General features: G+C 60.8%; 7 protein-coding genes and 3 pseudogenes. 6 read left to right on the forward strand and 4 right to left on the reverse strand.

What is annotated here, in order from left to right; all coding sequences use genetic code 11:
* Window positions 1-93: 93 nt before the first annotated feature.
* The 5 genes from ACUN0E_RS29050 (at window position 94) to ACUN0E_RS29070 (ending at window position 6949) form a co-directional block, all read left to right on the forward strand.
* Entirely contained in the window at window positions 94-1593 is a 1500-nt protein-coding gene (locus ACUN0E_RS29050) for an aldehyde dehydrogenase family protein (RefSeq protein WP_445568785.1), read from the forward strand.
* A gap of 32 nt (window positions 1594-1625) precedes the next feature.
* Window positions 1626-1847, forward strand: coding sequence for a hypothetical protein (locus ACUN0E_RS29055; RefSeq protein WP_445568786.1), 222 nt, complete (start codon window positions 1626-1628; stop codon window positions 1845-1847).
* Between the two features lie 11 nt (window positions 1848-1858).
* Window positions 1859-3916 carry a hydantoinase/oxoprolinase family protein gene (locus ACUN0E_RS29060; RefSeq protein ID WP_445568787.1) on the forward strand — a complete coding sequence of 686 codons (2058 nt, stop codon included), beginning with the start codon at window positions 1859-1861 and terminating at the stop codon, window positions 3914-3916.
* Entirely contained in the window at window positions 3913-5883 is a 1971-nt protein-coding gene (locus ACUN0E_RS29065; protein WP_445568788.1) for a hydantoinase B/oxoprolinase family protein, read from the forward strand. Before ACUN0E_RS29060 ends, ACUN0E_RS29065 begins: the two co-directional genes overlap by 4 nt.
* A 274-nt stretch (window positions 5884-6157) precedes the next feature.
* A complete protein-coding gene (locus tag ACUN0E_RS29070; RefSeq protein ID WP_445568789.1) occupies window positions 6158-6949 on the forward strand; it encodes a helix-turn-helix transcriptional regulator in 792 nt (263 codons plus the stop codon).
* Window positions 6950-7003: 54 nt separating this feature from the next.
* Here ACUN0E_RS29070 and panD read toward each other — a convergent pair whose 3' ends face one another.
* The 3 genes and pseudogenes from panD to ACUN0E_RS29085 all read right to left on the reverse strand — a co-directional run.
* On the reverse strand, window positions 7004-7390 hold the full coding sequence (gene panD, locus ACUN0E_RS29075; RefSeq protein ID WP_120304645.1) for an aspartate 1-decarboxylase: 387 nt from the start codon (window positions 7388-7390) through the stop codon (window positions 7004-7006).
* A 239-nt stretch (window positions 7391-7629) separates the two neighbouring features.
* Window positions 7630-8097: pseudogene (locus tag ACUN0E_RS29080) on the reverse strand (IS6 family transposase); the annotation flags it as partial.
* 855 nt (window positions 8098-8952) lie between these two features.
* Window positions 8953-9210: pseudogene (locus ACUN0E_RS29085) on the reverse strand (IS6 family transposase); the annotation flags it as partial.
* A gap of 49 nt (window positions 9211-9259) precedes the next feature.
* On the opposite strand from ACUN0E_RS29085, the pseudogene ACUN0E_RS29090 reads away from it, so the two are divergent.
* Window positions 9260-9775, forward strand: a pseudogene (locus tag ACUN0E_RS29090) (aminotransferase class I/II-fold pyridoxal phosphate-dependent enzyme); the annotation flags it as partial.
* A gap of 1059 nt (window positions 9776-10834) precedes the next feature.
* Here ACUN0E_RS29090 and ACUN0E_RS29095 read toward each other — a convergent pair.
* Entirely contained in the window at window positions 10835-12217 is a 1383-nt protein-coding gene (locus ACUN0E_RS29095; RefSeq protein WP_445566105.1) for an IS4 family transposase, read from the reverse strand.
* Between the last annotated feature and the right edge of the window lie 299 nt (window positions 12218-12516).

The following is a 12516-nucleotide window of genomic DNA, read 5'->3' on the forward strand; positions in this document are numbered from 1 at the left end:
TGATAGCGATTGGTTTGTCCCTCTGGAAGGGGATGGTTGGGGGGAGGAGTCCTTCCTATCATCACACTCACAATCCAGACAGGAGACATGTCAATGACTTTCAGTGTTCTGCCCATTCGCGATCGCTTCGGTGTCAAGCCGGGGCGCCTATTCATCAATGGCATCTGGCGCGACGGTGGCGAAGGCCGTTTTGACCAGATCCATCCGTCTACCAACGAAGTCGTAACGACCCTGATCGAGGCCGGCGCCAGCGGCGTCAACGAGGCCGTCGCCGCAGCGCGTCACGCGTTCGATCATGGACCGTGGCGCAAGATGGCCGCGCGCGAACGCAAACGTATCCTGCAGCCGATCGTCGAGGCGATCTACGCGGCCGAAGAGGAGATCGCGTATCTGCAGACCCTCGACAACGGCATGCCGATCACCTTCAGTCGCAACTCGCGTGTGTCCTCACGCGTGGCTGCCGACAACTTCGATCATTACGCCGGCTGGATCGACAAAATCACCGGCGAGACCTTCCCGCAATACACCGACTCGACCAATCTGCATTACTTGACGTTCCGCGATCCGGTCGGCGTGGTCGCCGCGATCACGCCGTGGAACGGCCCGGTGATGACGTTCGCAATGAAGGTTGCGCCGGCGCTAGCGTGCGGCAACACGGTTGTGCTAAAGCCGTCCGAGCTCGCGAGCCTGGCTGCGATCAAGCTTGCCGACATTCTTGCCCAGTCGGATCTACCGCCCGGCGTGTTCAATCTGGTTACCGGCGGCCCGCTCACCGGCCAGGCGCTTTCCACGCATCCGGGCATCGACAAGGTCAGCTTCACCGGCAGCCCGGTGGTGGGCGAAAAAATCCTGTCGACCAGCGGCAGCAACATGAAGCGCATGTCGCTCGAACTCGGTGGCAAGAGCGCGGCACTGGTGTTCCCTGACACGCGCGACGTACGGGTTGCAGCGCGCAACCTGATGGGCCTGTGCTCGACCTTCCTGTCGGGCCAGGTATGCTCGACGCCGACCCGCGCGGTGGTGCACAAGTCGATCCTCGATGAGTTTGTTCATCACGCTCAGGAGCAGGTCAAGGAAGTCCGCTTCGGCGATCCGTTCGATCCGGCGACGACGTCCGCGCCGATCATCTCGAAGCGCCAGCTCGACCGCGTATGCGGTTATATCGAAAGTGGCAAGCAGGAAGGGGCGCGTCTCGTATTCGGCGGCGACCGTCCAGGCGGCGATCTCGCGAACGGGAACTGGGTGACGCCGGCGCTGTTCGTCGATGTCGACAACAAGATGAAGATCGCGCGTGAAGAAATCTTCGGGCCGGTGCTGAGCGTCATCGGCTTCGAGACCGAGGACGAGGCGGTCGCGATCGCCAACGACAGCGACTACGGGTTGTCGGGCGGCATCTACACGACCGATCTGTCGCGCGCCTTCCGTGTCGCCCACGCGATGCGCACCGGCTCGGTCGGCGTGAACGGCTACTCGGTGATGCCGAATTCGCCGGCGGGCGGCATCAAGCGCTCTGGTATGGGCCGCGAAGGGGGCTGGACCACGATCGAGGCGTTCACCGAACTCAAGACCGTGATGCTCAATCTCGATGCATGACGTGATCCTGACGCAACCCTGACGAGAATGCGATGACTTCATCGACCGTGACAAGCAAGGCACTTCATCTGGAACGCGAACCGGTGGACGGCGTGTGCCCCGAATGCGGATCGGCCGCGCTCAAGCGCTATCCCGTGCATTCGGAGGGCGGCTGGTTCGACGTCGTCAAATGCCAGGTCTGCCTGCATTCCATCAAACGCGAGCGCGGCGCCCGGCTCGGGCCGGCGCTGCGGCTACTGTCGGACACACTGTAAGAGAGAGCAAGATGATCGCTATTGACGTTGGCGGTACCTTTACCGACGTAGTCTCGCTGCGAGACGGCCGGATCGAGACCGCGAAAATCTCGACGGATTATGACGACGTGACGAAGCCGATTCTCGCCGGCGCGCGGGAACTCGGCGTCGCGGATGCGAAGGCGTTCAATCACGCCAGTACGCACGGTCTGAACGCCGTGATTACGCGTCGCTTGCCGAAGATCGGGTTCTTGACCACCGAAGGCCATCGCGACATTCTCGACATGGGGCGTGTCTGGCGCCCCGCGTCGGCGATTCTCGATCCGCGCTGGCGCCGCAGCTTCGGCGATGCCACGCGTCCGCTCGTGCCACGCTATCTGCGCCGCGGCATTCGCGAGCGAATGCTCGCGGACGGCTCGGTACTGTTTCCGCTCGATGAGGTCCAGGCGCGCCAGGAACTTGAAGTGCTGAAGCGGTGCGGTGTGACCGGCGTTGCGATCTGTCTGTTGAATTCGTATCTGAACCCCGCGCACGAGATCCGCCTGAAGGCGCTCGTGGAGGAGGTACTGGGTGACGTCGAATGTTCGATCTCAAGCGAGGTGTCGCCGCTCGCGCGCGAATATCCGCGGGCTTCGACGACCGTCATCGACACCTTCATGAAAATTATCTACTCGGACTATACCGAGCGGCTCGAAAGCGGCCTGAAGGCGGCCGGTTTCAAGGGCGAGCTGAACTTCGCCGACTGCGCGGCGACGCTGGTGCCGGTGCGACGCGCGATGGAGCAGCCTTACCGTATCGTGTTCTCGGGTCCGTCGGCGGGCGCGATCGGCAGCGCGCACTTCAGCGCAATGATCGGCGAGACGAACCTGTTGTGCGCGGATGTGGGCGGTACTTCGCTCGATATCAGCATTGTCACCGGCGGCGCGCCGTTCGTGAATACTTCGTTCGAGCTTGAACACGACATGGTCGTGAACTCGCTCGCCATCGACGTGTCGGCGATCGGAGCGGGCGGCGGCAGCATCGTCGCGATCGGGCCGGCGGGCGAGATTCAGGTCGGCCCCGCCAGCGCCGGCTCGACGCCGGGGCCAGCCTGTTACGGCCGCGGCGGCACGCGGCCGACCACCACCGACACGTTCCTGATGATTGGCGTGATCGATCCGAACGGTTTCGCGAATGGTGCGCTCAAGCTCGATCGCGCGTTGTCGCAGCACGCGTTCGAATCGCTCGACACGCGCTTCACGCTCGCGCAGCGCGTGCGCTACGCGTACGAGATCGCGATCCACAATATTTCGGAGGGGTTGCTAAACGTCGCGATCAAGAACGGCGTCGATCCGCGCGACTATAGCCTGATGGCGTACGGCGCAGCCGGCCCGATGCTGCTGCCGGGTGTGCTCGATGCGCTCAAGTGCAAGCAGGTGATTGTGCCGCCGAATCCGGGGCTGTTCTCCGCACTCGGGCTGCTGTCGGCCAATCAGGTGTTCACGGCGAGCCGCAGCCTGTACACGATCCTGTCGGCGGACGCCGCACTCAAGGTCGACGCGCTGTTCGCGGGCATGGAAGCGCAACTGCGCGAAGGGATTGAGCCGGACGCCAAAGTCACGTTCGAGCGCAGCTTCGATGCGCGTCTGGCCGGCCAGAGTTGGGAAACCCCGTTCGTGCCGGCACCGAACGGGAAAATCGACGCGGCGGCGATCGACACCCTGATCGCGTCGTTCCACCAGAGCTATGAGGCGCGCTCGGGCAACCGGTTCGAGGCGTTTCCGGTGCAGAGCGTCACGTTCCGCGTGCGCGCGGTGCTTGAGACCCCGAAGGTCGTCTATCCGGAATTGCCGCCGCGCGGTGATACGCCGCTCAAGGCGGTCGGACGCGTGACGCTGCGCTACCTCGGTGACCTGACCGATGCATCCGGCGAAGGGCGTCAGGAAGCGCTCGTCTACAACCGCGACACGCTGCGCCCGGACGACGAGATCCAGGGCCCGGCGATCGTCAACGAAGGCTTATCGACCACGCATATCGGCGCGCGCCAGGTTGCGAAGGTCGGCCGTTTCGGCGAAATGCTGATCTGCAACAAGGAGGGACTCGCATCATGAATCTTTTGGCCGATCTTGCCGCCGTGCCGTGCGCATCCGACCCATACGCGCCAATCCGCGAGCTGTCCGACGCGCAATTCTTCGAACGCTACGCGTGCGAGCGCTTCACCGCGTCCGTGCTGATCAACCGCCTGCGCTACGTGGTCGAGCACATGTCGACCGGCTTCATGCGTGAAGCGTTTTCGCCGATCATCCGCGACTGGTACGACTTCGCCTGCACAATCAGCGGACCACCGGAGATGGACTATCCGATGCCCGTGGTCAGCAACAGCCTGATCGTGTTCCTCGGCACGATGGGCGACGCGGTGCGCAACGTCGTACAGGAATACGGCCCCGAGAATCTCGCGCCGGGCGACGTCCTGATCTGCAACGACCCTTATCGGGCCGGCACGCACGTCAACGACGTGTGCTTCATTCGTCCGGTGTTCGTCGATGGACAGCTCGTGTCGTTCGTGAACATCCGCGCGCACCAGCTCGACATCGGCGGCGTCGTGCCGGGCGGCTTCTCCGCGACCAAGCGCAACGTCTATGAAAACGGCCTCGTAATTCCGCCGATGCTGCTGTGGTCGAAGGGCAAACCCGTGCGTTCGACGTTCAGCCTGATTTTCGACAACTCGCGCTTCGGCGGACTGCTGCTGCCGGACTTCTACAGCATCGCCCATCAGCTCGAGCTCGGCGAGCGGCTGGTGCGCGGGAACATCGCGCGTTACGGCCTTGACGCCTATTTCGGCAGCCTATCGTATGCGTGCGACGTGTCGGCCGAGCGTATGCGTCGTGCGATCGAACGGGTTCCCGACGGCGATTACAACGGTTCCGCACTGATCGATGCTGACGGCGTCGATGACAGCGTCGACTATCTCGTGAATATCACGCTGCGCAAACGCGGCTACCGGATCGAGGCGGATTTGTCCGGCACGTCCGCGCAGGCGCGTTCGTCGATCAACTGCGGGATTCTCGATGCTAAGACCGCACTAGGCGTCGCGCTGACGATTCTGCTCGATCCGGAAGCCCCGTTCACGTCCGGCACGTGGCGGGATATCGATCTTGTCGCGCCGGCCGGGACCATCCTCACGTCGTTGCCGCCCGAGGGCGCGATCATGATGTTCTGGGAAAGCAGCGGTGCGCTCGTTGCGGCAATTCTGAAAGCGCTCAATCCCGTACTCGGCGAGAACGCGGTCGCAGGCGATTACGGGTCGACCAGCACCCACAACGCGTACGGCGTAACCGACGCGGGTACGCCGTGGGCCAACGTATGCCAATGCGGCGGCGAACACGGGCCGTGGGGCGCGACCAAGGAGGCCGACGGCGACAGCTATACCGTGCTGCTGACGCTGAACAACCTTGACCCGGCGACCGAGTCGATCGAGGCCGACGCGCCGGTCGTGCTGCTGCGCAAGGAGCATGCGATCGACACCGGCGGCCCGGGCACGCACCGCGGGGGCGCGGCGAATCTGAAGGACACTCTGTGGCTGACGGCGGCCCATCACCACAGTTCGCCGTTCCGCACGCGCGAGCCAAGCGGTGTCGGCGCGAACGGCGGCGAGGCTGGACCGTGCGGTGGCGTGTGGTTCTTCCCGCCGGCGCCGGCTGACAATGGCCGCCCCGGGGCGCTGCTCGGGACGCGCACGGAGGTTTACGCGGCCAGCACGCCAGTCGCGGGCGTGCTGGATCCGATGTCGAAGGCGCTCGATCCGCAAGACGGGCGTTACCACTACTATGCAAGCCAGCCGGTCTGGCAGACCAAGCCGGGCGCTGTGTCTCGGTACATCACGAACGGAGGCGGCGGATGGGGTGACCCGCTCGGGCGCGATCCGGCGAAAGTGCTGGCTGACGTGCGCGACGAGTACGTCAGTATTGCCGGCGCTGCGCGCGATTACGGCGTGGTGGTGATCGGCAATCCCCGCACTGATCCGGAAGGATTGCGCATTGACGAAGCTGGGACCCAGCGTCTGCGGGCGGGTCGTTGAAGACAGCCGTACAGGATGAGGAAGACAGACGAAACTCCCGAGAATGTGCGCAACTGATAGCCTGCTACGCCGTTCGGCAAATCTTGCCGACGGCTGATGCTTTGCGTCCTACAGGTAAATACCAGCTAGGAAAAGCGCATCCGATTGCCTAACATATGATAGGTAAAATTTCTTCCCTCGTGTTCAGGCCCAGGCAGTAGCTGCCTGCTTCGAAACCCGGTTCGATCGGAGGAAGAAACTAATCGATCAACCCTGTTGGCTGACGGAGGCGGGATTGACCAGTGCTGCGATTGAGTGGGATAGCCCGCTCAGTGACATGATCGGCGCGATCGGTACGGCGGCGTTTCCAGAACGTTTCGCGCACTGCCTGCGTGAAATCTGCGGCGCCGAACTCGCGTTCATCTTCCGTCTCGTCGAAGCACGGCCGGTAGAGTTCATCTCGATCAGTTGCGACGGCAGCAATCGCGTGGAGCGTGTCCGGAATACCTACCTCGGCGGCAAATGGTGGCAGTTCGACGACGAGATCAACGCACTCAGCGCGGGCAACGGAGAGACCTGGCAGATGCTGAAGACAGACTTCAAGCTGTCGGCGTCTCCCCGCTTGCGGCAGACGTTCTATGGCGAGTTGAACATTCGTGATCGCGTGCTGATATGTGGACGATTCGAGGGCGATCCGCTGGTGCTGAGTCTCACGCGCCCGGAGCAGAGCGGTCCATTCGAAACGCGGCAGGTAGACAGCCTGGTCAAGCGCTCTGCGACGATTCTCTCGATCGCCGCCAAGCATTGCGACATCGCGATGCGCGCGCGCCGCCTGCCAAACCTGCTGACCGATTTGTCCGAGATCGAGCGGCGGATCGCGTCGGCCGGCGAGTCGCTGACATCGCGGGAAGCGGAGGTATGCGCGCGATACCTCTACGGCGTGTCGACGCACGGCATTGCGGCGGATCTCGGGATCGGCACAGAAACCGTCGTCACGTACCGGAAGCGCTTGTACGAACGGTTGTCGATTTGCAGCCATCGCGAACTACTGCTGTGGTATCTCAATCTTTATAGCCAGATGCAGTAACAGCCGACGAAGCAGCCTTGACGGTTTCTGCTCCCTCGTGATCTGAAGCGGTTGTCACGTCCACTGTTGAGCCGGTACGTGGTCGCGGTGCCCCTTCATCTTGTTGCTATCGTCCACGAACACGAGGTTAGGCTTCCATCCAGCCTTGAATTCAGCCTCGTCAATCATCACGAATGTCGCGATGATGACCAGATCGCCCAGTTGTGCGCGTCGTGCGGCCGAACCGTTCAGCGAAATCATGCCGCTACCGCGCTCGCCCTTGATCGCATAGGTTGAGAAACGCTCGCCGTTGTTGATGTTCCAGATGTCGATCCGCTCGTTTTCGACGATGTTGGCGGCGTCGAGCAGATCCTCGTCGATCGCGCACGAGCCCTCGTAATGCAGCTCGCAGTGCGTTACCGCTACGCGGTGAATCTTCGATTTCAGCATGTGGCGCTGCATGATGTCTCCTTGACGCGTTGTGTTGCGTTCTGCTCCCGTGAGATGTGCGGCCGCTGCTGCTCGAGCTCGTGGGTAAATCGCTTGCCTTACACGTCGCCGGTGGATCTCGGTGGGATCGTGCAAGCATTACACCGGTTCGGGCGAGACGGGGTCAATGGCGCTGAACAAACGTTCCGTACATTGGAGGGTTGTGGTGCAAATTACGGGCGCGAGCGAAAAACGGCGTATTTACCATTACATCATCGTGCCGAAAGGACTGCCTTCCAAACAGCAGGCGCAGTGGTATCTTTGAGGCGCAACCGTGCGAGGTTGAACTGACCTTTGCGAATGCGATGCATCAACTCGATGCCCGATATCGTAATGGCCGCATTCCTGAAGCGTTTGAAGCCGAGCATTGCATTGACCCTGGACTTGATGTTGCGATGATCCTGCTCTATCAAGTTGTTCAGATACTTCGACCATCGCAACGTCGTGTCTGCTGGCAGAAACTGGCCCGTCTTCATTTCGCGGACCGCGCGGTGAGACGCCGCGTAACCGTCCAGCGTGATGGTCTTCGGAGCGAGCCCTTGACTCCTGGTCGCCTTCGCGAAGAAAGCCTTGGCCGCGGCGACATCGCGCCTGGCGCTGAGCCGGAAGTCGACCGTCTTTCCTGCGCGGTCAACTGCACGGTAAAGATAGACCCATTTGCCACGGACTTTCAGTAGAGTAAGAGACAGGGCGTAGTCGAACTATTTCCCTGCCTCTCCTCCCCGAACCGGACGTGCACCTCTCAGCGCATCCGGCTCTCCATCCAGGTGTCGCTCGAAGCGAAGACAATCTACCGCAGGAGCCAGCGAGCCTCCGTTGATCTCCACGCGGCATCTCATCAGTTTGCTTTGCATTTCACTGATTATCAGAGGTCTTCACCTCACTATGGCCAGTTAATCTGCCAAGCAAACCACCCGGACTGCCTCCCTTCGCCATGTGACCGGCTTTCCCGGTCTCGGACTACTACGGAGGCTCCGCCAGCTTGCACATCATCGGGGGCACACTCCCTTAACATCTGTGCTAGCCTTCCCCAGTTCACATGCTGGACTCAATCGCACGGGCGAGGTTGCCTGTCGCAGTCTTTATCCTTGCTTGCCGCAAGTCGTCGCAGATATCACGGTCTAGCTGCGCGCTCTCCGTGATGCCCTGCTGGCCGGCCTACATCTCCGGCCAGCATTCGCGGCGTCAGTCCGTACATGTGACTCACGCCGATCCGCGTCCTGCCTCTTAAGCGGTGTAGGCAGGGGTGACGATTCAACCCTCAGATGCGTTTAAACAGGTTCGTGTCCCTCAACCGTCCCATGCTCAGCCTGGAAGCTCATCTCGGCGTAACCGCTTCGCCTCAAGCTCCGTTTCCCACGGACTTCGTCACCTTGCCAGTGTCGGCAAGTCACCGCCGCTTCGGCTCACTTCCTCTCGCAGCAGAGAAAGGGCATGCCCCGGTACCGCAACATCAATTCCACCGGGTCTTGCATTCCAAACATGCTCAAGCAACTTCACCCCCATGCGGGCGGGCTACGTTGGCTGGGCGTACCATACGTCTCGTCGACTCTCCATGAACGACCAGCGGATTTCGCAAACCGATCCCAGCGCTTGACGAATTCCGGCGTGAAGCGTTTGACCCAGCGCATGATCGTAGTGTGCGCCACCGACAGTCCGCGCTCGGCCATTATTTCAACGAGGTCTCGAAGACTGAGCTTGTAACGTAGATACCAACGCACACACAGGACGATGACTTCGCGGTCAAAGTGGCGGCCGCTGAGCAGCCTGTCGATGTCTATCAGCTTACTCATAGTCTGTTCGCGCTCGTCAAAACCTAAGCGTAACCTACCGGCTCCTCCAATTTGCACCGGAGCCGTTTACGGCACCTTCGCCGATGATTTCGTGTCACTCTTTGCACTCGCACCGAAGAACACGATCCTCGTGTATTCATATTCGAAGTACTTCGGCGCGACCGGCTGGCGTCTGGGCACGATTGCGACGCATCGCGACAATGTGCTCGACAGGCTGCTCGCCGAGATGCCCAAGGACGTCAAAAAGGAACTGAGCACGCGCTACGAGTCGATCACGACCGAGCCGGCCAAGCTCAAGTTCATCGATCGTCTCGTGGCCGACAGCCGCACCGTCGCGCTGAATCACACAGTTGGCTTGTCGACACCGCAGCAGGTGCAGATGGTGTTGTTCTCTCTGTTCTCGCTGATGGATACGCCCGATGCGTACAAGAATGCGCTCAAGCGGCTGATCCGCAGCCGTAAGCAGGCGCTATACCGCGAGATCGGCATTAGCTTCGATGACGATGATGAGAACAAGGTCGACTACTACACGATCCTCGATCTCGAGTTTCTCGGTGAGCGAGCCTTATCTAGTAGAAGTGCATTGCACATGGCGCCCAAAACCGGCGGTAGCCTATCCTGCCATCACTTTTCGAATGTTGTATTTCGGCCGTGGAATTTGGCATTTTCCGCGAGGTTGATTTGCTGAGTCTGAGAGGTCACCCGTGCGATTCCGTTGGTTCTGTGCCGACAGTCTGTTAGCGTGTCCAGCCGATTCGGATCATTGCATCTCGCGAGGACGCGGGATTGGCAGTGGCAGTCTGATGGCTCTGAGCTCGTAGTTCGCAACGTCATCCGGGCGAATTTGCACAGGGCAATACTGCAGGTCGCGCTGGCGTGTCGCTTCAGTCTGACGGGTTCCCGCCATAAGTCGGCCAGCTCACGTTTGCCGGTTTGTGATGTGGGCGCAAGCGGTCGGCAGAGTTACCCGATCAAGTCTGCCGGTATGGTCGCTTGAGTCTTGCAGGAACTGCGTTTGCGGGATTGCTCACGACGCGATTCACGTTCGAGGTGAAGTGCGTGCGGCCGCGCGCCGTTGCGCAGCAGTTTGATACCTCATTCGTCAGGGTCTGCGATGTACCCTATTGAAGTCTGTTGACTCGAGCACGGCGTCAAAAATATTTCTCTGTTCCATCGGTTTCCTGCGTATTCCGACTGATTCCGATCGTGCAGTTCTATCATCGGAAGGGGTATTGACGAGCCGTTTCGCAATTCGCATGATGGTCCTGAAGCCGATGTATGGGAGCGAATCGTGCCGGGTGCAAAAAGCTACACACGGGCGCAGTGGGATGAGTTTGTCCATGCCCTTGAGGCATTACCGGATAAACCCCGGAATGAACAACGCGTCACGGTCAGCGATGCGATGAAAGAGGTTCGGGCACATATCACCGCCACTCAGGCGAAAGGCTATACGCTCGAGGAAATTGTTCAGGAGGCTGGGCGCAAGGGGCTCGATTTGAGCATTGGTGCAGTCAAATATGCGCTATATCGACCAACATCTTCCGACGCGGCTTCCAGAACGGCCAATCCGCAGGGAGCGCGGGAGGCCGACCAGTCGTCCCCTCCTAAGAAGAATGGCACTTACTTAAGCCCGAGCCCGAGGAGCGTGCCCATATTTTCGGACGCGCTCGCGTGCGATGTGACGAGGCTCTTTCAGCCATGGATAAGACTTCGGTCTTCGTTTGCGCATTCGTGGTTCGATGCGACCGGGGCGGTTCCCAACACGAGACTGCGCGATCAGCTTGAACAGGACACTCTGGTCGTGAGTTGCCGTCAGACCCCTGGCCAGCCATTCAGTCCATAGCTGCACGGCGTGCTTGAAACTCAGTGTTCTCGGATCGGTGGCGCAGTGGCTGGCGGCTTGGGCCATCAGCAGCCGAATCACGTTGTAGGCCAGCAGATGGACCCACATCTCCTTCTCGTTCATGTGGGCAGTCTGGCAATGCAGCACATCCATGCCCATCGTCGTCTTGATGTTACGTAGATCCAGTTCCACGTTCCAGCGCCTGGCATACAACTGCGAGAGGTCCTGTTTGCTGGTCTTGTGTGCATCAAGCATCGTGGTGACCAGCACCCGGTGATGCAGCCTGCATTCGCGCACCATCAGTTCATCGGGGAAGGCCTGGTACTGCTCACGCGTCATCCAGGCGGGGCACTGCCGGGGTTTGGGCCACGTCACAATGTGATCGCGCGTGCCCTGCGACTTGCCTCGCCGAAAGTCGGTGCGGCGCGCCCCATGCTGTTCCATCACGACATCCACTCCGGCGGCGATCATTGAGGCCATCAGAAAGTAGTGGCAGTACAAGGCATCGGCGACAATCACGTCACCTCGACGAAACGTGTTTTCCAGCATGCGAAACGCCGTCAGCTCCCCGCTGCCTTTGCCCGCGTAAGTTCCGACAGCCGCCTCCAGCACTGCGCCGCTTGCCAGACAGATCACCGCAACCAGATAGGCTAACGGAAATCCCACGCCTTCGGCCTGAGCACTGGACTGTGGGAAGCGCGCCTGGTTCGACGGCGTATCGGGCATCGAGATCCCGGTGCCGTCAACCAGCTTGACCGGGCGCCCGCGCCACTTCCAGGCCGGCTCGGCCTGCTCGTGCAGTTGACGCCCCGTCTCGCGCGCCAACTCCCGGACCATTGTCAGCGGCAGTCTCTGGCGAGCGCGGCAGTAGCCTCCCGTGCGCACGCTCGTGGGCCGCAGCCCGTCGGCAACTCGCTGCGCGGCCCACCCGTTGACTGCCTTCTGACAGGAGGCATCCTCTTCCAGCGCCTGGCGCATGAACATCGACAGCGTCACCGTCGGCGGATACAGCCGTTCTCGATGCGCTGGCAAATACGCTTCGGTGGCGGCCAATAGCTGCGGGCTCGTCAGTATGTTGAAGTAGTCCACAGACTGTGTCCTGCGCGCCCGGCTTTGAACTGTGCTTCGTGTTTGCCTATGATGACTTCGTGAATTACGATCCATGGTGGCTGATCCTTGGAATGAGACGGTGTTTGCCTGGTAACAACCATCCTATCAATCCTTCGATCAGCCGCCTCCCTTTCTCTTCAAGCACTTACCCCCGTCTTCTCCTCCATGCAGGCTTAAGTAAGTGCCATTCCTCCTAAGAAGGCTGTAAAGCGAAAGGGCGCGCGCGTGAACGACGTACATGACATCAAACGACAACAAAGCGTAAGGGGCGTCAACCAGCCGGGATCAATGGAGATTCAGGACACGTTCTCGTTTGAAATCCGGCCTGATATCGAAAACCTGTAGGAGAGTGG

The sequence above is a fragment of the Paraburkholderia sp. D1E genome, assembly GCF_052682275.1.